General features: G+C 68.4%; 18 protein-coding genes. All 18 read right to left on the bottom strand.

All coding sequences use genetic code 11. The features are described from left to right. Positions 1-786, bottom strand: a complete 786-nt coding sequence (locus AC1DW3_RS27625) for an ABC transporter ATP-binding protein (protein WP_477936960.1) — start codon at positions 784-786, stop codon at positions 1-3. Beyond that, positions 746-1633, bottom strand: a complete 888-nt coding sequence (locus tag AC1DW3_RS27620; RefSeq protein WP_477936958.1) for a branched-chain amino acid ABC transporter permease — start codon at positions 1631-1633, stop codon at positions 746-748. The genes AC1DW3_RS27625 and AC1DW3_RS27620 overlap by 41 nt, the downstream gene beginning before the upstream one ends. 55 nt (positions 1634-1688) lie before the next feature. Beyond that, positions 1689-2609 carry a branched-chain amino acid ABC transporter permease gene (locus AC1DW3_RS27615; protein WP_477936956.1) on the bottom strand — a complete coding sequence of 307 codons (921 nt, stop codon included), beginning with the start codon at positions 2607-2609 and terminating at the stop codon, positions 1689-1691. A gap of 17 nt (positions 2610-2626) precedes the next feature. Continuing rightward, on the bottom strand, positions 2627-3001 hold the full coding sequence (locus AC1DW3_RS27610; RefSeq protein WP_477936954.1) for a hypothetical protein: 375 nt from the start codon (positions 2999-3001) through the stop codon (positions 2627-2629). Positions 3002-3219: 218 nt separating this feature from the next. Beyond that, a complete protein-coding gene (locus AC1DW3_RS27605) occupies positions 3220-4386 on the bottom strand; it encodes an ABC transporter substrate-binding protein (RefSeq protein ID WP_477936952.1) in 1167 nt (388 codons plus the stop codon). 23 nt (positions 4387-4409) lie between these two features. Continuing rightward, complete coding sequence (locus AC1DW3_RS27600; protein ID WP_477936950.1) at positions 4410-6014, bottom strand: AMP-binding protein; 1605 nt, start codon at positions 6012-6014, stop codon at positions 4410-4412. Positions 6015-6021: 7 nt separating this feature from the next. After that, entirely contained in the window at positions 6022-7158 is a 1137-nt protein-coding gene (locus AC1DW3_RS27595) for an acyl-CoA dehydrogenase family protein (protein WP_477936948.1), read from the bottom strand. A 1-nt stretch (position 7159) separates the two neighbouring features. Further along, a complete protein-coding gene (locus AC1DW3_RS27590; protein WP_477936946.1) occupies positions 7160-7999 on the bottom strand; it encodes an enoyl-CoA hydratase family protein in 840 nt (279 codons plus the stop codon). Then, positions 7996-8448 carry a MarR family winged helix-turn-helix transcriptional regulator gene (locus AC1DW3_RS27585; RefSeq protein WP_477936983.1) on the bottom strand — a complete coding sequence of 151 codons (453 nt, stop codon included), beginning with the start codon at positions 8446-8448 and terminating at the stop codon, positions 7996-7998. Before AC1DW3_RS27585 ends, AC1DW3_RS27590 begins: the two co-directional genes overlap by 4 nt. 29 nt (positions 8449-8477) lie before the next feature. After that, a complete protein-coding gene (locus tag AC1DW3_RS27580; protein WP_477936944.1) occupies positions 8478-9212 on the bottom strand; it encodes an SDR family NAD(P)-dependent oxidoreductase in 735 nt (244 codons plus the stop codon). Further along, on the bottom strand, positions 9209-11542 hold the full coding sequence (locus AC1DW3_RS27575; RefSeq protein ID WP_477936942.1) for a bifunctional salicylyl-CoA 5-hydroxylase/oxidoreductase: 2334 nt from the start codon (positions 11540-11542) through the stop codon (positions 9209-9211). The genes AC1DW3_RS27580 and AC1DW3_RS27575 overlap by 4 nt, the downstream gene beginning before the upstream one ends. 126 nt (positions 11543-11668) lie before the next feature. Continuing rightward, positions 11669-12832 (bottom strand): alpha/beta hydrolase family protein, encoded by a 1164-nt coding sequence (locus AC1DW3_RS27570; protein WP_477936940.1) that lies wholly within the window; start codon positions 12830-12832, stop codon positions 11669-11671. Positions 12833-12854: 22 nt separating this feature from the next. Then, positions 12855-13595: a polysaccharide deacetylase family protein gene (locus AC1DW3_RS27565; RefSeq protein WP_477936938.1), complete on the bottom strand. Its 741-nt coding sequence runs from the start codon at positions 13593-13595 to the stop codon at positions 12855-12857. Next, the gene (locus AC1DW3_RS27560) at positions 13595-14911 is read right to left on the bottom strand and encodes an MFS transporter (protein WP_477936936.1); all 1317 of its coding nucleotides are present in this window, start codon (positions 14909-14911) and stop codon (positions 13595-13597) included. The genes AC1DW3_RS27565 and AC1DW3_RS27560 overlap by 1 nt, the downstream gene beginning before the upstream one ends. 27 nt (positions 14912-14938) lie before the next feature. Beyond that, positions 14939-16642, bottom strand: coding sequence for a glycoside hydrolase family 9 protein (locus tag AC1DW3_RS27555; protein ID WP_477936934.1), 1704 nt, complete (start codon positions 16640-16642; stop codon positions 14939-14941). Next, complete coding sequence (locus tag AC1DW3_RS27550; protein WP_477936932.1) at positions 16639-18660, bottom strand: glycoside hydrolase family 2 protein; 2022 nt, start codon at positions 18658-18660, stop codon at positions 16639-16641. Before AC1DW3_RS27550 ends, AC1DW3_RS27555 begins: the two co-directional genes overlap by 4 nt. Continuing rightward, entirely contained in the window at positions 18657-21443 is a 2787-nt protein-coding gene (gene galA / locus AC1DW3_RS27545) for a beta-galactosidase GalA (RefSeq protein WP_477936929.1), read from the bottom strand. Before galA ends, AC1DW3_RS27550 begins: the two co-directional genes overlap by 4 nt. Positions 21444-21534: 91 nt before the next feature. Next, on the bottom strand, positions 21535-22303 hold a 769-nt coding region (locus AC1DW3_RS27540), incomplete at its 5' end, for a TIM-barrel domain-containing protein (protein WP_477936927.1).

Here is a 22303-nt window from a genome sequence, read left to right as displayed (position 1 = left end):
TCATGCGGCCGCCTCCAGCTCATCACCGAGATAAGCCCGCTTGACCTCGGCATGCTCGCGGATCTCGGCCGGCGTGCCGCTGGCGATGACGCGCCCTGCCACCAGCGTCGAAATGCGGTCGGCGAGGCGGAAGACGGCGTCCATGTCGTGCTCGACGAGCAGCAGCGTCAAGCCTTCAGCTTTCAGCGCCTGCAGCAGTTCGACCATGCGGGCGGATTCATCCGACCCCATGCCGGCCAGCGGCTCGTCCAGCAGCAGCAGGCGCGGCTTGGCTGCGAGCGCGAGACCGACTTCCAGCTGGCGTTGCTCGCCATGCGCAAGCTCGCCGGCGATGCGGTCGGCTTGAGCCGTCAGCCCAACGCGCGCGAGCAGCGCATCGGCTTCTGCATGCGCGGCCACGTCGGCTCGCGCACTGCGCCACCACGACGGTGCACCCTCGCGCCGAGCCAGCACAGCCAACACCAGGTTGTCACGCACGGAGCAGGGTTTGAAGAGGCTGGTGATCTGGAAGCTGCGCACCAGGCCGGCCTGCACGCGGCGAGCCATACCTTGCCGAGTGACGTCCTGGCCGTCGAAGACGATGGCACCTGAGTCGGGCGCGAGCGCGCCGGAGATCTGGTGGATGAGCGTCGTCTTGCCGGCGCCGTTGGGGCCGATCAGGGCATGCAGTTCACCCGCCTTCACTTCGAAGCTGGCGCCATCGGTCGCGGCCAACGCGCCGAAGCGCTTCACAAGCTGTTTGACCTCAAGCACGGCGCCACACTCCGGCCAGACCACGCGGCGCATACAGCACGACCAACAGCAGCAGCGCGCCCAGGCCCAGCTGCCAATGCAGCGTGTAGCCTGACAGCAGCTCCTCCAGCAACAGCAGCGCCGCCGCGCCCAGAGGCCCGCCCCACAGCGCGCCCGCGCCACCAATGATGACCATGACCATCAGCTGGCCGGACTGCGACCAGTGCATCAGGTGCGGCGACACCAGGCCGTTCAGGTTCGCAAGCATCGCGCCGGCCAGACCCGCGATGGCGCCCGCGAGCACGAAGGCCTGCCAGCGCAGCGCGAACACGCGGCCGCCCGCCGCGGCGACGCGCACCTCGTTCTCACGCGCGCCCTGCAGCAGCCAACCGAAGGGAGAGTTCACGAGGCGCTGCAGGCCGGCCATGACGATGGCGCAGAGCAGCAGCGCGACCCAGTAGAAGCTGGCGTCGTCCTTCAGATCAAGACCGAAGCCCAGGGCCGAGCGCTGCACCAACGGCAGCCCGTCGTCGCCGCCATAGGCCTTCAGCGACACGGCCAGGAAATAGAACATCTGGGCAAAGGCCAGCGTGATCATGATGAAGTAGACGCCGCGGGTGCGCAGGCTGATGGCGCCGATGAGGGCCGCAGCGATTGCGCTGACCCCCATCGCCGCCGGCCAGGCGACCCAGGCGGACGTGATGCCCGCGTCCATCAACACGCCAACCGTGTAGCCGCCCAGGCCGATGTAGGCCGCGTGGCCGAAGCTGACGAGCCCGCCGAAGCCGAGGATGAGGTTGAGGCTGGACGCTGCGATGGCGAAGATGAGGATGCGTGTGCCGACGACCGTGTAGAACTCCAGGCCCATGCTCTGCAACAGCGGCGGCAGGGCAGCGAGCACGGCCAGAAGCGGCCAGATCCAACGGCCGAGGCCGCGGTGGTGGAGGCTGCGCGCTTCAGCCATGGGCGGGGAAGAGGCCACGCGGCTTCCAGAACAGGATGGCGGCCATCAGCACATAGATGAGGATGGACGCCAGCGCCGGGCCGAGGTTGGACGCGACCTCGGGCGAAGCGAGCTGACGCAGCGCGGCGGGCAGCAGCGTGCGGCTGGCGGTGTCGACGACGCCGACCAGCAGCGAGCCCACCAGCGCGCCGCGCACCGAGCCGATGCCGCCCACGACGATGACGACAAAGGCGAGGATGAGGATGCTTTCGCCCATGCCGACCTGCACGGCCAGCAGCGGGCCGAGCAGCGCGCCGGCCAGCGCGCACAGCGCCGCACCGAGGCCGAACACGGCAGTGAACAGCTTGCGGATGTCGATGCCCATGGCGGTGGCCATCTGGCGGTTGGACGCGCCGGCCCTGACCCACATGCCGGCGCGGGTACGGGTGACCAGCAACCACATCAGCAGCGCCACCGCAAGGCCGACGCCGATGATGAGCAGGCGGTAGGCCGGGTAGAACAGGCCGGGCAGCAGCTCGACGGGGCCGGACAGCGCGGCGGGCGTGTTCAGCATCAACGGCTGGTCGCCCCAGAGGATGCGCACGCCTTCGTTGAGCATCAGGATCAGCGCGAAGGTGGCGAGGACCTGGCTGAGGTGGTCTCTTGCATACAGGCGTCGTAGCAGCGTGACTTCGAGGGTCATGCCGAGGATGGCGGTGCCTACGAGTGCGGCGAGGACGGCGAGCAGGAAGGAGCCGGTTGCGGCTGCGACCGCCGCGGCCAGGTAGGCGCCGACCATGTAGAGCGAGCCGTGCGCCAGGTTGATCATGTCCATGATGCCGAACACGAGGGTGAGGCCGGCAGCAAGCAGGAAGAGCATCAGGCCGAATTGGAGGCCGTTGAGGGATTGCTCGGTAATGAGGATCCAGTCCATGGTGGGCGTGGCGCTCGCTACTTCTGGTTGCTGGCCAGTGCGGTGCCGGGAGTCCCGCCCGGCGGCGGGGTAACTTTCTTCTGCGGCGCCAGAAGAAAGTCACCAAAGAAGAGGCCCTGAACCGCACGCGATCGCGGCGCCGCGATGAGCGGCGCGCGAAAACAGCCAGCAGCATCTCGGCAAGAAGCGAACCGCTGCGCTCTCGCGTCTGACTTGTCACGAGCAACATCCATCGCACCAGCAGCCCGTTCGACGCGCGGCTGCACGCCGTGCTCATCAAAACAGCCCAATACAGCGTCGCTCGGGCGACGCGGCTGGTTGGTATTTCCTGATGAGCCCGGCGTGCAGCCGGCGTTAACCGGCGTGAAGGGGCGATGGATGGCGCTCGTCACAGGGACAGCAGCGAGAGCGCAGCGGGTCGCGTGGTGGCGCGCTCCGGTCCGAGCATCGCGAGCGCATGCCGCCACTCGAGTGCGGATTGCATTGAGCGCTCCTCTTTTGGTGACTTTTCTCTGGCGCGTCAGAGAAAAGTTACCCGCCCTGCCGGGGCGGACTCCCGGCTCACTGCGACGAGTCATAAAAGCCTCTGGCACAAGCAACCAAACGCGATTCAGCTCATCTTGCAAGAAGCCGCATAAGCATCCTCATGCTGCGTAAAGATCTTCCCCAGCGTCCGGTTCGTCACCCGCCCCTGCCCATCCTTCGTGATCACCCGCAGGTAGTAATCCTGAATCGGGTACTGATTCCGATTGAACTTGAACGCCCCCCGCACCGACTCGAACTTCGCCGCCTTGATCGCCTTCAACAGCGCCGGCTTGTCCTCGACCTTCCCCTTCACATCCCTCACCGCCGCATTCATCAACAACGCCGCGTCATACCCCTGACTCGCATACAGGGACGGCAGCCTTCCGTAGTCCTTCAGGAAATCAGCCACGAACTTCTTGTTCGCCGCGTTGTCCATGTCATGCGCCCAGTGTGAGCTGTTGAACATGCCCAGCATCGGCTCACCGACCGCCTTGATGACGTCCTCGTCGGCCGAGAAGCCCGGGCCGAATAGCGTCACGTCCTTGGACAACCCCGCGCCGACGAACTGCTTGATGAAGTTGATGCCCATGCCGCCGGGCAGGAAGATGTACATCGCATCCGGCTTGGCCGCCCGCGCCTGCGCCAGCTCGGCTGCGTAGTCCAGCTGGCCGAGCTTGGTGTAGATCTCCTCGACGACGGCGCCCTTGTAGTAGCGCTTGAAGCCCGTCATCGCGTCCTTGCCCGCCGGGTAGTTGGGCGCCAGCAGCACCAGCTTCTTGAAACCCTTCTCGGTCACCGTCTTGCCCACGGCCTCGTGCAGGTTGTCGTTCTGCCAGGCGACGTTGAAGAAGTAAGGGTTGCACTGCTCGCCGGCGTACTGCGACGGGCCGGCGTTGGCGCTGATGTAGGGGATCTTGGCGTCGAACACCGAGGGGCCAACGGCCAGCATGATGTTGGAAAACACGATGCCGGTCATGAAGTCGACCTTGTCGCGCTTGATGAGGCGCTCGGCGCTCTGCTTGGCGACCTCGGGGTTCTGCTGATCGTCTGCGGTGACCATCTCGACGGGCATGCCGCCGAGCTTGCCGCCGCTGTGCTTGAGCCCCAGCGCGAAGCCGTCGCGGATGTCCACGCCCAGGCCGGCGCCGGGGCCGGACAGCGTGCTCAGGAAGCCGATCTTGAGCTTGTCGGCGGCCTGGGCCGCGGGGAGCAGGGACGTGGCAAAGGCCAGGGCAACCAGGGTCTTCTTCATGTGCGAGATCTCCACGGAAAAGGTCAGGCAGTGTCTCTGAGACGGAAGCGCTGCAGCTTGCCCGTTTCGGTACGCGGCAGGCTGGTACGGAACTCGATGGCGCGCGGGTATTTGTAGGGCGCGATGGTGGCCTTCACATGCTCCTGCAGCGCCTTGACGTCACCCGCATGGCCGGCACGCAGCACGACGAAGGCCTTGACCAACTGGCCGCGCTCTTCGTCAGCCACGCCGATGACGGCGCACTCGGCGACGGCCGGGTGGCTCAGCAGCGCCGCCTCGACCTCGGGGCCGGCGATGTTGTAGCCGCCCGAGATGATCATGTCGTCGGTGCGGGCCTGGTAGACGAAGTAGCCCTCGTCGTCGATGAGGTAGGAGTCGCCCGTCAGGTTCCAGCCGTCCTGCACATACTGGTGCTGACGCTCGTCGGCGAGATAGCGGCAGCCGGTCGGGCCCTTCACGGCGAGGTGGCCGACCTGGCCCGCGCGCAGCGGCTGGCCGGCGTCGTCGAGGATGCAGGCCTGGTAGCCGGGCACGGGCTTGCCCGTGGCGCCGCCCTTGGCGTCCGCCTCGGTGTGCGAGATGAAGATGTGCAGCAGTTCGGTCGCGCCGATGCCGTCGATGAGCTCAAGGCCGGTTGTCTGCTTCCACAGCGCCCTCGTGGCCGCCGGCAGCGCCTCGCCGGCGCTGACGCATTTGCGCAGGGACGACAGGTCATGCTGAGCAGCGACCTGCGCCATCGCGCGGTAGGACGTCGGCGCCGTGAAGCACACCGTCGCGTGGTGCTCGGCAATCGCGGCCAGCAGCAACTCGGGTGCCGCCTTCTCCAGCAGCACCGCCGACGCGCCCACGCTCATCGGGAACAGCAGCAGGCCGCCCAGGCCGAAGGTGAAGGCCAGCGGCGGGCTGCCGATGAAGACGTCACTCGCCTGTGCGCGCAAGCAGTGCACCGGCCAGCAACGGCAGATGGCGATGACGTCGCGATGGAAATGCATCGTGCCCTTGGGCTGGCCCGTCGTGCCGGACGTGAAGGCGATCAGTGCGCAGTCGTCGCTGGCCGTGTCGACATTCGCGAAGCTGGCGGGCTGGCGGGCCGCACGCGCTTCCAGGCCGTCGGGCTGGTCGCTGCGGAAATGACAGATGCCGCGCAGCACCGGGTTCTGCAACTGCGCCGCCGCCAGCTCGTCGGCCAGCGCCGCGTCGCAGAGCGCATGCGTGACCTCGGCCTTGGCGATGACCTTGCCCAGCTCGACCGCACGCAGCAGCGGCATGGTCGCGACCGCGATCGCGCCGGCCTTGATGACGGCGAACCAGCAGGCGGCCATCTGCGGCGTGTTGCTGCCGCGCAGCAGCACACGGTTGCCGGGCACGACGCCCAATTCGTTGACCAGCACGTTGGCGATGCGATTGGCCTCGGCCTGCAGCTCGGCATAGGTCCAGCGCAGGCCGGCACCCTGCACGCAGGGCCGGCCGCCCTGCCCTTGCTCGACCCAACGGTCCAGCAGCTCGGTCGCCGCGTTCAGCCTGGGCCCGAACTGCAGCTCCGGCAGGTCGAACACCAGCTCGGGCCATTGGTCCTGCGGCGGCAGGTGATCTCTTGCGAAGCTGTCCAGATGCGCCGATGGATGCATGGTTCTCTCACGCCCTTTTGAGGAGTTCGCGACCAATGATGAGTTGCTGCACTTCGCTGGCGCCCTCGTAGATGCGCAGCGCGCGGATTTCCCGGTAGAGGGACTCGACGATCTCGCCGCGGCGCACGCCGCGGCCGCCGAAGAGCTGCACCGCGGCGTCGATGACCTGCTGGGCGCCTTCGGTCGCCATCAGCTTGGCCATGGCGGCTTCCTGGGTGATGGTCTTGCCCTGGTCGCGCAGCCAGGCGGCGCGGTAGACCATCAGCGCGGACGAGTCCACCGTGCAGGCCATGTCGGCCAGCTTGACCTGGGTCAACGGCAGGTCGGCCAGGCGCCCGCCGAACATCGGCCGCGCCTTGGCCTGGGCCAGGCCTTCCTGCAGCGCGCGGCGCGCAAATCCCAGGGCAGCGGCGGCGACGGAGGTGCGGAAGACGTCCAGCGTGCGCATCGCGAGCTTGAAGCCTTCGCCGGGTGCGCCGAGCATCTGGCTCTTGGGCACGCGGCAATTCGTGAAGCGCAGGCGGGCCAGCGGATGCGGCGCGATGACGTCGATGCGCTCGGCAATCTCGAAGCCCGGGATGCCGGCATCGACGATGAAGGCCGAGAGGCCACGCGAGCCGGGCGCTTCACCGGTTCGAGCGAACAGCACATAGAAGTCGGCGATGCCGCCGTTGGAGATCCAGGTCTTCTCGCCGTTCAGCAAATAGGCGTCGCCATCCTCGGTGGCGCTGCACTGCATGGCGGCCACGTCCGACCCGGCCTCGGGTTCGGACAGCGCGAAGGCCGCCAACGCCTCGCCACGCGCGACGCGCGGCAGATAGTGTTCGCGCTGGGCCGGCGTGCCCTGCAGCGAGATGGCGCCCGAGCCCAGGCCCTGCATCGCGAAGGCGAAATCGGCCAGGCCGTCGTGCCTGGCCAGCGTCTCGCGGATCAGGCAGATGGCACGGGTGTCGATGGCCTGGCCTTCGCCAGCCACCGCATGGTTGAGCCAGCCGGCCTTGCCGAGCTGGGCGACCAGCGCGCGACATTGCGCGTCGACGTCGGCGTCATGGTCGACATGCAGGTCCGCGGCGCACCAGGCGTCCAGCGAAGTCGCCAGCTCGCGGTGCTTGGCGTCGAAGAAGGGCCAATCCAGGTGTTGCATGTCAGTCCCCCTGAAAGACCGGCCGCTGCTTGGCGACGAAGGCCTCGTAGGCCCGATGGAAGTCCTTGGTCATCATGCAGATGGCTTGGGCCTGCGCCTCGGACTCGATGGCTTCGTCCACGCCCATGGACCATTCCTGATGCAGCATGCGCTTGGTCATTGCATGGCCGAAGCTGGGGCCGCTGGCGATCTCGCCGGCCCACTTCAGCGTCTCGTTCAACAGCTGCTCGGGCTCGACGAGGCGGTTCAGGAAGCCCCAGGACAGCGCCTCTTCGCCGCCCAGGCTGCGGCCGCTGTAGAGCAGGTCCGACGCGCGACCCTGACCGACGATGCGCGGCAGCATGGCGCAGGCGCCCATGTCGCAGCCGGCCAGGCCCACGCGGCTGAACAGGAAGGCCGTCTTGCTGCGGGCCGTGCCGACGCGCAGGTCGGAGGCCATGGCCATGATGGCGCCGGCGCCGGCGCAGACGCCGTCGATGGCCGAGAGAATAGGCTGCGGGCAGGCGCGCATGGCCTTGACGAGGTCGCCCGTCATGCGCGTGAAAGCCAGCAGGTCGGGCATGCTCATGCCGGTCAGCGGGCCGATGATCTCGTGCACATCACCGCCCGAGCAGAAATTGCCGCCGGCCCCTTCGATGACGATGCCCTTGACCTCGTCCACATAGGCCAGCGCGCGGAACAGGTCGCGCAGCTCGGCATAGGACTCGAAAGTCAGCGGGTTCTTGCGCTCGGGCCGGTTCAGCGTGATGACACCGACCGAACCCTGCTGCTGCCAGAGGAAGTGCTGGGCTTCGTGGCCGACCAGGCTCAGGTGGTTGCCGGAGGTCAGATGGGGCGTCATGGGGCGTTGTCCTTGGCCAGATGCGTTTTCAGTTGGGCGAGCAGGTCGTGGACCTGGGTCTTCTGCGCCGGCGTCCAGCCCGCGAAGAGCTCGACGATCCAGCCCTCGTGCGTGGCCGCCATGCGCTTGAACTGGCGGCGGCCCTGGGGCGTCAGCTTGACGATGAAGCTGCGGCGGTCGTCGGCGCGCGTCTCGCGCAGCACCAGGCCCTCGGCTTCGAGCTGGTCGGTGATGCCGGTGACATTGCCACCCGTCACCATCAGGCGCTTGGACAGCTCGCGCATGGTCAGGCCGTCGGGGTGGCGCTCCAGCTGGGCGAGCAGGTCGAAGCGCGGCAGCGTGGTGCCGAAGTCGGCGCGCAGGCGCTGGCGGATCTGGTCTTCGACGCGCGTGGTGCAGGACAGCAGGCGCAGCCAGAGCTTGAGCGCCTGGTGGTCGTCATCCGACATGCGCGTTTCGAGATCGATGTCGATGTCGTTCACATCGTCTCCCCGCCGCAGACGGCAATGGCCTGGCCGTTGACGCCCGGGCTAGCAGCGAGCCAGGCGACCGTGTCGGCCACCTCCTCGGGCTGGATCAAGCGGCCTTGCGGGTTGGCCTTGGCGAGTTCGGCGCGTGCCTGCTCGGCCGTGCGGCCGGTCTTGGCGACGATGGTGTCGACGGCATTGGCGACGATGTCGGTCTCGGTGTAGCCGGGGCAGACGGCGTTGACCGTCACGCCCTTGGCGGCCACCTCCAGCGCCATCGCACGGGTCAGGCCGAGCACGCCATGCTTGGCGGCGCAGTAGGCCGCCACATAGGCATAGCCCTTGAGCGCCGCCGTGCTGGCCACGTTGACGATGCGGCCGTCTTTGCGCGCCAGCATGCCGGGCAGCACGGCGCGGCTGCACAAAAAGGTACCGGTCAGGTTGACATTGAGCAGGCGCTGCCAGAGCTCCAGCGAGGTCTTGTGCAGTGGCGCCGTCTCAACCTGGCCGGCGTTGTTGACGAGGAGGTCCACATCGCCCACGGCCGCGAAAGCCGCGCTGACGCTGGCTTCGTCGGCGACGTCGCAGACCTGGATGGCGACATCGCCCAGTGCGGCTTGTTGGGCCTGCAGGCGTTCCAGGCTGCGGCCCATCAAGGTGACGCGCCAGCCGTCGGCCAGCAAGCGCTTTGCCACTGCGGCGCCAATGCCGCTCCCGCCACCGGTCACCACTGCGTGTTTTTTCATACGCCCAATGCCTTGTTGGCCTTTTCCGCCGCGGCCACATTGCCGGCGCGCTGGCGCTCGAACTCGCGTTCGAGCTGGCTCTTGCCGGACAGGTATTGCCTGGGCCATTCGAGGCCGACGGGGCCGCGGTAGCCGATGCGCGCCGCTTCGGTCAGCGTCCAGGCCGGGTTGGCCAGGTGCGGCCGCGCAATGGCGCAGAGGTCGGCACGGCCCGAGGCGATGATGCTGTTGACATGGTCGGCCTCGGAGATGGAGCCAACGGCCATGGTCGCGATGCCGACTCGGTTGCGGATGCTCTCGGCGAAAGGCGTCTGGAACATGCGGCCGTAGACGGGCTTTTGCGCCTTGCTGACCTGGCCGGAGGACACGTCGATGAGGTCGGCGCCCGCTTCCTTGAACGCGTTGGCGATGGCGACGGCATCCTCGGGCGTCGTGCCGCCGGGCACCCAGTCATGAGCCGAGATGCGCACGGACAGGGGACGGTCCAGCGGCCAGACCTCGCGCAGCGCCGTGAAGACTTCCAGCGGGTAGCGCAGCCGGTTCTCCAGCGAGCCGCCGTAATCGTCGTCGCGGCGGTTGGTCAGCGGCGAAATGAAGGCGGACAGCAGATAGCCGTGGGCGCAGTGCAGTTCCAGCCAGTCGAAGCCGGCGTCGGCAGCGCGGTGGGCGGCAGCGACAAAGTCTTCCAGCACGCGGTCCATGTCGGCGCGGGTCATGGCGCGCGCGACCTGGCTGATGCCGTCGAGATATTGCTGCGGCGAAGCCGAGACCAACGGCCAGTTGCCATCGGGCAGCGGCAGGTCTTCGCCGTCCCAGGGCACGCGGGTGGAACCCTTGGGACCCGCATGGCCGAGCTGCATCGCGATGCGGGCGCTGCTGTGGGTATGCACGTATTCGACGATGCGCTGCCAGGCCGCGCCCTGGGCGTCGTTCCACAGGCCCGGGCAGGCGGGTGTGATGCGCGCGTCGGGCGACACGCAGGTCATCTCCGCAAAAACGAGGCCGGCACCACCCAGGGCCCGAGCGCCGAGGTGGGCCAGGTGGTAGTCGCCGGGCATGCCGTCCTCGCAGCTGTACTGAGCCATGGGTGAGACGACGACGCGGTTCTTCAGCGTGAGGCCGCGCAGCTTGAAGGGCGTGAACATCGGCGGCACTTGTGCATCCACGCCAGATTGGCCCGCCAGCCAGCGCTCAAACTCGCCGACGTAGTTCGCATCACGCAGGCGCAGGTTCTCGTGCGAGATGCGCTGTGAACGGGTCAGCAGTGAATAGGCGAACTGCTCGGGCGCCAGGCGGGCATGGCGCTCGACGTTCTCGAACCACTCGGTGGAATTGCGCGCTGCGTTCTGGATGCGCAGCACCTCGATGCTGCGCGTGGCCTCGTACGCCTGCAGCGCCGCCGACAGATCCGTGTTCGCCTGGATGTCGCGCGCGAGATCGATGGCATCTTCCAGCGCGAGCTTGGTGCCCGAGCCGATGGAGAAGTGGGCCGTGTGGGCCGCGTCGCCCATCAGCACGACAGGCGTGCCGCGGTCATTGCGATGCACCCAGGTCTTGCAGACGACGCGCGGGAAGCGTATCCACGACGCCGAGCCGCGCAGGTGGCTGGCGTTGGAGATCAGCGGGTGTCCGTCCAGCACCTTGGCAAAGAGCTTCTCGCAGAAGGCGATGCCCTCCTCCTTGCTCATGTCCTCGATACCGGCGGCGCGCCAGACGCTTTCCGGCGCCTCGACGATGAAGGTCGAGTGCGTGGCGTCGAAGCGGTAGGCGTGGGCCTGGAACCAGCCCCACTCGGTCTGCTGGAAGTCGAAGGTGAAGGCGTCGAAGAGCTTGGTCGTGCCCAACCACACGAAGCGGCAGGCGCGCAGGTCGACGTCGGGCTGGTAGGTAGCGGCGTATTTCTGGCGGATGCGGCTGTTCAGGCCGTCGGCGGCAATGATGAGGTCGGCGTCGATGTCCGCATCGTCGGCGACGTCGGTCTCGTAAACCAGTTCCACACCCAGCGCCTCACAGCGCGCCTGCAGCAGGTTGAGCAGCTTCTTGCGGCCGATGCCGCAGAAGCCATGGCCGCTGGAGACCATGCTGCGGCCGCGGAAGTGGACGGCGATGTCGTCCCAGTGGTTGAAGGCCTCGCTGATCTGCTCGGCGGTCTCGGGGTCGGCCTCGCGCAGCGCATCCACCGTCTGGTCGGACAGCACCACGCCCCAGCCAAAGGTGTCACCGGGGCGGTTGCGCTCCAGCACACGCACTTCGTGTGCCGGGTCGGCCTTCTTCATCAACAGGGCGAAGTAGAGGCCGGCGGGTCCGCCGCCGATACAGGTGATGCGCATCGCACCACTTTAGAAATCAATAGTTCAAACGTCAAGCAATTGGATGCGGCACCGGGCGCAGGACAAACCCTGGGGTTCGAGGTGGTATCCGGCGGGCGGCCCGGCGCCGCCTGCCGCTCGACAGGATCAGCGCGTGCTGCCGGCGAAGTTCATCTGGCCGCGGCCGTTGGCCAGCGGCTTGGCGGCAGCCAGTTGGGCTCGCGCGGCCACGTTGCCGCGCAGGAAGGCGTCGAAGAAGAGCAGCTCCCAGGCCGTGGCCTCGCGCTCGGCGGGGGCACTGAGCAGATGACCCTCCCCCGGCATCTCGACGGCCCAGGCGGGACCGCCGAGGCGGCGCACGCCAGCCTTCACGGCATCGGGCGAAACGGAGGAGTCCTTGTCGGCGTAGACGGCGAAGAAGGGCTGCTTGACCTGCGCCAGGCCGCTGAAGTCGCGGCCGAAGTGCCAGGCATTCACCTGGAAGGGCCAGATGCCGAAGCTCGCGCCCATGAAGGGGACGAGGCCGAAGCCGGCCTTGAGGCGGGCATCGCGAAAGGATCGCCCGGGCTTCTCCGGGTCGACGCCGCCAAGCATGGCGAGCACCGTCTGCCCGCCGGCGCTGGCGCCCGACGCGCCGATGCGGGCCGTGTCGACGGCGCCTGCGAAGTCCGGGTGGGCCAGCACATGGTCGAGGGCCGCCGTGAAGGCCAGGCGCCGCAAGGCCACCGATTCGTCATAGCCGCGGGCGCGACCGTCGCCATGAAAGATGTCGACCACGATGTAGCCGTGCGAGGCCAGCTGCTTGAGGTGGGCGAGATGCCAGAGGCCGTGGGTGTTGTAACCGCCGGAGTAGATGATGAGCGGGTATCGGGTGGCGGCGTCCGCGAAGACGGGCCGTTCGCCCGGCGCCTGCATGTGCGGGAAAACGTTGTCGCCGGTGTCCTTGTAGGGGAAGACGTAGTTCGGCCGGACGTTGTCGGCCCGGGTCGGGTAGAGGACGTAGAGCAACAGCGGCAGTTGCTGGCCGGCCAGCGCGCCCGCGCCCGGGTAGTCGGCCGGCACGGTCAGCTTCAGCAGCAGGGCCGCATCGCGCTGGCTGATGAGTTCATCGACATACAGGCTGCGCGCGCCGTCGGTCTTGCCGTTGAGATAGTCCACCAGCGGCCGATCGCCGGCGGCGCCGGCCGACACCTGCATATGGGTGCTGCCAACGGCGTAGGGGCCGGGCACGGCGGCGAAGTCAGCAGCACGGGCCGACACAGGGGCCGCAATGGCGAGCGCAAGCAGCAGTCGGGCCAGCAGATATCGCACGGGCATTCCTTTGTCGGGCAGTTCAGCGCGCTGCATCGCTCCAGCGCAGGTGCACGACGCGGTAACCCTGAGCCTTCAATGCCTGCAGCAGGAATGGCAAGGCCCGCGCCGTCTGATCCTGGGCGTCGTGCAGCAGCACGATGCCGCCGCCGCTCTTGCTGAGCTGGCCCAGCAGCTTGTCGGCCAGCATCTGCGGCGTCTGGTCGGGCAGCCAGTCCTCGGCGCCGGCATCGATGGACATGACGGTGATGCGGCGCTCGCCCAGGGCCGTCATCAGCGTGGGCGTTTCTTCCAGGAAGGGGAAGCGCCAGGCAGCGGGCTCGGCGCCCAGCGCGGCGCGGTAGGTGGCCACCATCGCATCGAGGTCGGCCGTCTGCGCTGCCGGCGGCAGTTGCGAGAAGTGCTCGTGCCGGTAGCCATGCATGCCCACCGTGTGGCCGGCGTCGCGCACCTGGCGGGCCAGGGCGGCATGCTGTTGCAAGGGCTCGCCGTTCATGAAGAAGCTGGCCTTCACGCACTGGTCGGCCAGCGCCTTCAGCACCAGGGGCGTGGACTCGGCCCGCGGGCCGTCGTCGAAGCTCAGCACCACCTCGCGCGGCGCCAGCGTCGGCAGCGCCGCATGCTGCGCCTTGCCCCAGGCGGCCGCCTCGCGTTTGAGCGTCAGCGTGCGGGCGGTGCCCAGCACGTCGGCGGCGCAGACGGGGTCAGCGGCGGTGGCCGCGGTCGTGGCCGTCGCCAACACCATGCCCAGCAGCCAGCGCATCAGTGACCGCCCGCCGGAGCGGCCTGACCGCTGAACTCGGCGGCTTCCTCATGGTCATGCGGGAAGGGCGCCAGCCACGCCAGGATCACCGGCGGGATGGAGAAGACCAGCACCCAGCCGAAGAAGCCCACATAGTGATGGTCCACCGCGCTCCACAGCAGCGCGCTGACGCTGCCGGTGCCCCATTTGGTGAGCGCCATGACGCCCGTGGCCATCGCGTAGTGGGCCATGCGGAAGGGCCCCGGGGCGATCTGCTGCATCATGTAGAGCATGTGGCCGACCGAGCCCATGCCGAAGCCGAACTTCTCGATGGCGACGATGACGGCGATGGTCGTCGTGTCGGTCGGCATCGTCTGCGCGAGGTAGAAATAGGTCAGGTGCGGGATGTTGAGCACCAGGGCCAGCGTGAAGAAGCTGCGCGGCAAGGTGCGCTTGGCCACCAGGAAGCCGCCCAGGAAGGCGCCGGCGATGAAGGTCAGCGTGCCGACCGTGCCGTTGATGTGGCCCAGCGACTCGTTGTCCAGGCCCAGGCCACCCGCGCTCACCGCGTCGAGCAGGAAGAGCGGGCCGAACTTCTCGATGAAGCCCTCGCCGAAGCGGTAGAAGAAGATGACGGCCAGCATCATCCAGATCTGCGGCTTCTGGAACAGCGTGACCCAGGCGTCGCGCGTGGCGCGCAGGCCGCCGCCCAGGCCCTGGCCGTGCAGCGTCGACGGCGCACCCGGCGGCAGCACGCGCACATGCCACAGACCGAACAGCGCCATCGACGCAGCGGCCAGCGACACGACCACCATCCAGCACTGCACCCAGCCCATGCCGACGTGGTTGTGCAGATAGCCGGTCAGCGACACGAACAAGCCGGAGGCGACGACGGCGCCCATGTTCCAGCACATGCCCTGCAGGCCGGCGTAGCGCGCCTGGTCGGTCTTGGAGACGGTGGTCATGAAGACGCCGTCGGCGCAGGTGTCCTGCGTGGCCGAGGCGAAACCGACGATCCAGAAGAAGGCCAGCGAGAGCTTGAAGAAGCTCTCCATCGGCAGGCACAGCGCGACCAGGCCCAGCGCGGCCGCCATCGTGAACTCCATGCTGATGACCCAGAAGCGCTTGCTGCGGTAGGTTTCCAGCAGCGGCGCCCACAGCGGCTTGAGCACCCAGGGCAGGTACATCTGCGAGGTGTAGAGCGCGATGTCCTCGTTGGACACGCCCAGGTTCTTGTAGATGATGGCCGCGACGACACCGACCATGACGTTGGGCAGGCCCATGGCGAGGTAGAGCGAGGGCACCCAGACGAGCGGGTGGCGGGAGGTCGAGGACATGGGGTCTCCGGTTTTCTTTTCTTGGAATTAGTGAGGCTTGGGCGTCAATGCCTGCAACGCCGCCGACACATAGACCAGCGGCGCGTTCCAGTTGATGGCGACCTCGTTGCTGGCATAGCTGCAGAAGTGGTCGAGATAGGCCATGGCCGGCAGCGCCGAGGGGTAGGCGGGACAGCTTTTCTGGTCCTGCCGGCCCGGGTTGGGGCCGCCGACGAGGAAACCCGGCACCGGCGGCTCGACGCCGTCGGCCTCGGACGGCCGGTGGTGGGGGTGCAGCGGCGGCTTGCTGCCGAAGCCCGTCACCATGGACTGGCCCAGCGGGTTGCGGCCGAGCACATGGTCGAACAGCGCCTGGGCCGCGGCCAGCGTGTCGGCCCTGGGCTGCAGCCGGTAGGCCTGGATCAGCATCAGCGCCTGGTTCAGCACCACGGCGTTGCTGCCCCAGACATAGTCCTTGGCGCCCATGCCCACGCGGTAGGCCGAGCCGCGCCACTGGGCGACGAGTTCATCAGCAAGTTCCATCAGACGGGCCCGAACGACAACGCTGTCATTTTGACTCAGATGCCCGCGGTTCTGGCCTAGGGTTACCCATGCCAGGCCCTTCACATCGCCCCAGCCCGGTACGCCGATGGCGAGCTTTTCAAGGTCGGGCCGGTAGCGCCTGTCGCCCGTCGTGACCCAGAGTTCGGCGCCTGCCCAGGCGAACTCGTCGGCCAGGGTCTCATCGCCATAGCCGCCGGTGCGGATGTCGGGCGGCTGCTTGTAGATGTCCTTGGGGTGCGCCTGCGCCCAGGCCCAGGCGCGCTGTGACGCTGCCAGCATGCGGGCCGACAAGCCCGGCCGCTGCGGCTCGAAAGCGGCGAACACGCGGCTGGCCTGCGCCATCACGGCGGCGAAGTCCAGCGCCGCGGCGGTGCTCTTCTGCACGACATAGCGCTCGCCCCTCGCATCGACCGGCATGACGACGCCGTCGAAGCCCTTGTTGGTGAGCTTGTGATAGACCCCGCCGTCGGCCGGGTCCTGCATGTCCAGCATCCACTCGAGGTTCCACAGCGCCTCGTTCAGCACATCCGGTAGACCGTCGCCACTCTCGGGAATGTTGAGCTTCTGCGCCTTGAAGAAGGCCGGGTAATGCTCCCACGCAGCCAGCAGCGTGTAGACGGTGATGCCGGAATTGACGATGTATTTGTTGTAGTCACCAGCGTCGTACCAGCCCTTGGGCGCGCTGATGACGGTGCCTTMCGGCCGGCCGGGGCCGGCGGCGGAGGCGTGCACCAGCACATGGTCGTCCGCATGGCCGGCGGGGCGTGCCCAGCGGCCGGCGTTGACGCCCCACAGCGGCGTGCTGGCGCGGTTGAAGTAATAGGCCTTGAGAGCTGCGGCGCTCAGCTCGGCATAGGCATCGGCCGCGATGTGGATGCGCGGCGAGCGCGGCAGGCCGTCGACGACGAGTTCGTAGTCGCCGGGCGTCTTCAGCGCCGAGAAGTCGGCCAGGCGCACGACGCGGTCGGCCGGCGCCCAGCGCGCGCCAGCACCCAGCGCCCCTCGCAGCACGACCTCGTCGGTGCCGGCACGCACGAGCCTGAAGCCACGCGCTGCCGTGTCGGGGATGGCGGCCCACTTGGCCGCGCCGGGTGTGAAGCCGACCTGGTTGACCTCGATGCCATCGGCGTGCGCCAGGCCGGTAGCCAGCAGGCAGGCCGCGACGAGGCGGTGGAAATGTCGATTCATGGCGTCGCGATCCAGGTGAGGGTGTCGGTGGCGCCGTTGTCGGCGCGGGCCTGCAGGCGGTTGCGGCCCGGTTGCAGCATGACGCCGGGCCAGATCGCGATGCCGCCGCGCACGGCCTGCGCGGGCAGGTCGGCACCGTTGAGGTTGAGTGTGACGCGTGTGCCGTTGGCGTAGACCTTGACGTCGACGCGGCCGACGGCGCGCGGCGTGGCACGGCGGCTGGCGATGTGGGCGACCGGTTGGCGGCTCCACTGCGCCTGGTAGTAGAGGAAGGCGTCCTTGCGGGTCTGGCGGTCGTAGCTCACCAGCCCCTTGTCGTTGATGCCGGGGCGGTCGCCCTCGTTGCGGCCGGCGGAGGCGAGGTCGAAGCCGACCCAGACAAAGCTGCCCCACAGCCAGGGCCGCGCGGCGATCTGCGGCCAGTAGGCCTCATGGAACAGCGCCTGGTATTGCTCGGGATGCCAACGGTCGGTGGGCTTGGGGCGCTGCGGTGGGTCCTGCTGGTGCAGCACGCTGGCGCCGGCGCCGTACTCGGCCAGCGCCAGCGCACGGTTGGGTTGGCCGGCATGCACGCGGTCGGCCCAGGGGCCGATGTCGCTGAACTGGCCGTCGTACCAACCGTAGTAGCGGTTGAAGCCGATGACGTCGGTCTGCCGCGCCATCGCATGGTCGTCGGCGGCGCAGCAGTGGGCATAGCTGCTGGGCCGCGTCGGGTCCAGTTCGTGCGCCAGCCGGCTCATGTCGGCCAGCAGCTTCACCACCGCGTCGTCCGAGCGATAGACCTCGTTGCCCACGCCCCAGATGAAGACCGACGGATGGTGCTGGTTCTGCTTGACCAGCTCGCGCAGTTGCTGCGCGAGGTTGGCGCGGAAGGCTTCGTCCTCCCCCATCGCCGCGTTCAGCGGAATCTCGGTCCACACCAGCAGGCCGGCGCGGTCGGCGTTGTCGTAGGCGCGCTGCGGGTGCTGGAAGTGCACGAAGCGCAGGCCGGTCACGCCCAAGTCGCCGAGGACGCGGAAGTCCTCGTCGATCTGCGTGTCGCCGACGGCCAGGCCGTGGCCCGGGCGGCCGCTGTGGAAGAGGTTGACGCCATGCACGGCATGGGGCTTGCCGTTCAGCAGCAGGCCACGCTGCGGGTCGACCTGCACATTGCGCAGACCGAGCGGCAGCGTGATCGTGTCGAGCAGGTCGGCGCCGTCGCGCAGTTCGGCCGTCAGCGTGTAGAGGTGCGGGTCGGCTGGGCCTTGCCAGAGGTGGGGCCTGGGCAGGGTCCAGGGCTGCTCGACCACGACGGTGTTGTCGGGCGCGGCTTGCACTGCCTGCTGGCCTTGCGCCACGACGCGGCCGGTGGCGTCGCGCAGGCCGAGGTTCAGCACCAACCGTCGGGCCTCGCCGCCGTCGTTGCGCACGCGGGCGCGCAGCGCCAGTTGCGCACGCTCTGTGCTGACATCGGTGGCCGACACATAGACACCCGGCCCGCCGTCATCGAGCAGGTCGAAATGCGCGGCCGGCACGGCCAGCAGCTTCACGCCGCGGTAGAGGCCGCCGAAGACGGTGAAGTCGCCGCCCAGCGGCGCCACATGCGGGGCCGTCGCGTTGTCCACGCGCACGGCAACCCGGTTGCGGCCGGCCGCGAGCCAGCGGCTGATGTCGATGCGAAAGGCCGCGTAGCCGCCGTCGTGCCGGCCGGCCAGCTGGCCGTTGACCCAGACCTCGGCCCGCAGCGCCGCGCCGTCGAATTGCAGGAAGAAGCGCTGCCCCGCGGGCAATGCCGGCAGCTCGCGCCGGTACCAGCCGGGGCCGCGGTAGTAGGCGCCACCGGCCTCGCCGTCGATGCCATTCCAGGTGTGCGGCAGGCGTACTGCGGTCCAGGCGGTGTCGTCGAAATCGACGGCGCTCGCACCGGCCACGTCGGCACGCGCAAAGCGCCAGCCCTCGTCCAGTGCGGTGACCTGCCGTGCCGACGCGTGGCCGCAAAGAAGCAGCAGCGCAAACAGCAGCGACCTGAAGACACTCATGGCTTCACCACGACGACCTTGCCGCGCAGGCCCGAGGGCTGCGCGGGGTCGGACTCGATCATCACCGTCAGCTGCCGCTGCGCAGCGCCCTTGGGCAGCGGCACAGAGAACTCGGCCGGTGCGGCGCTCGTCTTCTCGCCCAGCTTCGCACCCGCCAGCCAGATTTGCGCCTTGCCGGCCAGCTCGCGGAATACCAGCCGGGCGCGGCCGTCGTTCAGGTCGGCGCGCAGGCGCAGCTCGGTGCGGTAGAGGCGCCATGCCGGCGACTCGGCGGCCTGCTTGATCGGCACCTCGCCCCAGCCCCAGGTGTTCATGTCGTTGTCTGCAAGCTGGACGTTGGGGTCGGGTCGCTGGGCCTGTGCGGGCGAGATGCGCCAGTACAGCAACTGCGTCACAGGCTCGGCTGCAGCCACCGCTGGCGGCGCAGGCGCGGCCTGCACGGTCAGCGTGATCTCGGCGGGCTGCAGGCCATCGGCCAGCGCGCGCAGCTTCATCTCGCCATTGCCGCCACGGCGGCTTTGCAGGATGACCTGGGCCAGCCCGTTGTAAAGGCTGCGCTCGCTGGCCTTCTCAGGCTCGTGCGAGTTCGCGTCGCCATTGCCCACGCCGATGACGCTGGCCGGCCCGACCAGCTCGAAGCGCACCTGCTGCTGCGCCGTCGGCACCGGCCGCCCCTGGGCATCGAGGGCGCTGACGGTCACGGGCATGGCGTCAAGCCCGTCGCCGGCCAGCGCCGTGCGGTCGGGCGTCAGCAGCAGGCGCACGGGTGCTCCGCTGGTCTCGACGACGTCGCGCGCGATCTCGGCGCCGCCCTTCAGCGCGACCGCCTCCAGCTTGCCGGGCGCATAAGACACGTCGAAGCTGACCATCTCGAACGGATCGACATCGCGCTCGCCGACCGTCTGACCGTTGAGCAGCAGGCGCACGCGCGGCGCGTTGCTCAGCACCATGACGCGCTGCTTCTTGCCCTCCTGGCCCGGCCAGTTCCAGTGCGGAGCGATCTTGACGACCGGCTGCTCCTCCAGCTTCACCCACTGGGCGCGATGCAGCCAGAACGCCGTCTTGGCGAAGCCGCACAAGTCCATCGCGCCGAACACCGAACCCGCGCTGGGCCACTCGAAGGGCGTGGGCTCGCCGCGGTAGTCGAAGCCGGTCCAGACGAAGCCGCCGGCGATGAAAGGCCGCTCGGCTATTGCTTTCCAGGCCTGGCGGTGCGTGTTGCCCCAGTAGGCGGCCTCGCTGTCATCCGACGCCATCAGATGCTTGGCCTGGTCGGTCTTGAACTCGTCGCGCGACATGAAGGCGGAGGTGTCCTCCGAGCTGGTCAGTGGCAGTTTGGGGTTGGCCTTGTGGAAGCGGTCGTACTCGCCGATCTGGTAGTTGAAGCCCACCACGTCAACGGCCTGCGATACGTTGATGTCGGCGAACAGGCCGCCATTCATCGCCGCCGTCACGGGGCGGGTGGCGTCCAGCGCCTTCACGGTAGACACCATGCGACGCACCATCTCGTAACCCACCTCGGTGCCCTGCATGGGCTCCTCGTTGAACACCGACCACAGCACGACGCTGGGGTGGTTGCGGTCGCGTTTCACCAGCCAGCTGAGCTGCTGCAGATAGTCGGGCGAAGGGTTGAAGTTGCGGTTCTCGTCCATGACGAGAAAGCCCATGCGGTCGGCCAGGTCCAGCACCTCGGCGGCCGGCGCGTTGTGGGCGAAGCGGATGGCGTTGACGCCCATGTCCTTCAGGCGGCGCAGCCGGAATTCCCAGAGGGCCTCGGGCACGGCGACGCCGACGCCGGCGTGATCCTGGTGGATGCAGACGCCTTGCAGCTTGACGTGCTGGCCGTTCAGGAAGAAGCCCTGGTCGGCGTCGAAGCGGAGGGTGCGGAAGCCGGTCTGGATCTCGGCCTCGTCCAAGGCCTGGCCCGCGGTCAGGCGGGCGCGCACGCGGTACAGCCGCGGATCCTTCAGTGTCCACAGCTGCGGCTGCTGTATGGCGAGCTGCAGCTTCGCCGTGCTCATGCCCAGCGGCTGCACGCGCACCTTGCTGCGAGAGCGCGCAACCTCCTTGCCGGCGGGGTCGACGAGGCTCACTTCGACCTCGGCATCCTGCGCCGCGCGGCCGCTGCTCTGCACCTCGATCTCGACCGGCAGCGACCAGCGCTTGCCGTCAGCACTCACCGGGTTGGCATGGATGCCGTCGGTGGCGATGTGCACGGCGCTGCGCTTGACCAGCCAGCTGTGGCGGTAGATGCCGGCGCCTTCGTACCACCAGCCTTCCTGCGCGTCGGCGTCCACACGCACGGCGATGTTGTTCACGTCCTCGCCGTAGCGCAGATAGGGCGTGATGTCGATGTTGCGGCCGTTGTAGCCCGACCAGTTGCGGTTCACGACGACGCCGTTGACCCACACCGTGCTGTGCGTGGCAATGGCGTCGAACTGCAGCTCGATGTGGCGACCGCGGTCGGACGCGGGCAGCTGGAAGTAGCGCCGGTACCAGGCGATGCCGCGCCTGCGGTAGCCCTGGGAGATGTTCTCGTTGGCGTCGAAACCGCCCTCCACCGCCCAGTCGTGCGGCAGGTCCAGGCGGCGCCAGCCGGAGTCGTCGAAGTCGGTCGCCGCCGCCCCCGTGGCGCCACCGGCCTTGGCGCTGTTGTAAGAGGCCCCATGGCCCTTGACGGGTGGCGTGACGACCTCGCCTGGGTGGAACAGCCAACCTTGATCGAGCGACAGGCGCTCGCGCGGGGCGGCCTGAGCGAAGCTGGCGACTGCCAGCAAGACCATCAACAGAACGCCACGCCAAGCCACAAGTTTCTCCATCAAGTAGTGCGCCGGTGGAAGGCCCGGGCAGGCACATCCACCAGCCTTGGCTGCATCAGGCCGTCCAGCTGAGCGAGCCACCTTCGGATCGCGTCGGGCTGCGTTTGCCGTCAACGTCCAGGCACCAGTCGCGCAGTGCGCCCTCGGTCACCTGGGCCGTGTACTGCCCGCCCTGGCGACTGACCGTGCCACGCGCGGCAACGCTGCCGTCCGCTGCGACGACCGTGAAGGCCGCGCTCGCGCCGTCGTCCAGCTCGAACACGCGCAGCACGGTGCCGCGGGCGTAGTCGTAGTCCGGCTTCTCGGTCTCGGCGCCCCAGGCGATGACGCTGCCCGGCGCGGCATACAGCGGCATGGACAGGAAGCCATGCGTCTCGCGGTGCCAGCGGCCGCCCTGTTTCTTCTCGCCGGACAGCAGATGGGTCCACTGGCCCTCGGGCAAGTAGAAGTCCACCTCGCCGTTCTCGGTGAACACGGGGGCCACGAGCAGCGACTGGCCGAGCTGGTACTGGCGGTCCAGCGTGGCGCAAGCCGGGTCCTGCGGATGCTCCAGCAACATCGCGCGCATCATCGGCACACCCGTCTCGGTCGCCTCGTGGGCCTTGGCGTAGAGATAGGGCATGAGCTGATGCTTGAGCCGCGTGAAAACGCGCAGCACGTCGCAGCTCTCTTCGTCGACGAGCCAGGGCACGCGATAGAAACTGCTGCCGTGCAGACGGCTGTGCGAGGACATCAGGCCGAACTGGATCCAGCGCTTGTAGACGGCTGGCGGCGGGTTGCCTTCGAAGCCGCCGATGTCGTGGCTCCAGAAGGCGAAGCCGCAA

Source organism: Roseateles sp. P2_H4 (assembly GCF_056403315.1).
The sequence above is the reverse complement of the archived record's forward strand: the minus strand, read 5'-3'. Positions and strand labels throughout refer to the sequence as shown.

Excerpts from the sequence above, each read along its gene's own strand:
- AC1DW3_RS27600 (WP_477936950.1), bottom strand. The coding sequence starts at position 6,014 with ATGCATCCATCGGCGCATCTGGACAGCTTCGCAAGAGATCACCTGCCG.
- AC1DW3_RS27595 (WP_477936948.1), bottom strand. The coding sequence starts at position 7,158 with ATGCAACACCTGGATTGGCCCTTCTTCGACGCCAAGCACCGCGAGCTG.
- AC1DW3_RS27615 (WP_477936956.1), bottom strand. The coding sequence starts at position 2,609 with ATGGACTGGATCCTCATTACCGAGCAATCCCTCAACGGCCTCCAATTC.
- AC1DW3_RS27580 (WP_477936944.1), bottom strand. The coding sequence starts at position 9,212 with ATGAAAAAACACGCAGTGGTGACCGGTGGCGGGAGCGGCATTGGCGCC.
- AC1DW3_RS27585 (WP_477936983.1), bottom strand. The coding sequence starts at position 8,448 with ATGTCGGATGACGACCACCAGGCGCTCAAGCTCTGGCTGCGCCTGCTG.
- AC1DW3_RS27625 (WP_477936960.1), bottom strand. The coding sequence starts at position 786 with ATGCGCCGCGTGGTCTGGCCGGAGTGTGGCGCCGTGCTTGAGGTCAAA.
- AC1DW3_RS27590 (WP_477936946.1), bottom strand. The coding sequence starts at position 7,999 with ATGACGCCCCATCTGACCTCCGGCAACCACCTGAGCCTGGTCGGCCAC.
- AC1DW3_RS27605 (WP_477936952.1), bottom strand. The coding sequence starts at position 4,386 with ATGAAGAAGACCCTGGTTGCCCTGGCCTTTGCCACGTCCCTGCTCCCC.
- AC1DW3_RS27550 (WP_477936932.1), bottom strand. The coding sequence starts at position 18,660 with ATGAGTGTCTTCAGGTCGCTGCTGTTTGCGCTGCTGCTTCTTTGCGGC.
- galA (WP_477936929.1), bottom strand. The coding sequence starts at position 21,443 with ATGGTCTTGCTGGCAGTCGCCAGCTTCGCTCAGGCCGCCCCGCGCGAG.
- AC1DW3_RS27560 (WP_477936936.1), bottom strand. The coding sequence starts at position 14,911 with ATGTCCTCGACCTCCCGCCACCCGCTCGTCTGGGTGCCCTCGCTCTAC.
- AC1DW3_RS27575 (WP_477936942.1), bottom strand. The coding sequence starts at position 11,542 with ATGCGCATCACCTGTATCGGCGGCGGACCCGCCGGCCTCTACTTCGCC.
- AC1DW3_RS27565 (WP_477936938.1), bottom strand. The coding sequence starts at position 13,595 with ATGCGCTGGCTGCTGGGCATGGTGTTGGCGACGGCCACGACCGCGGCC.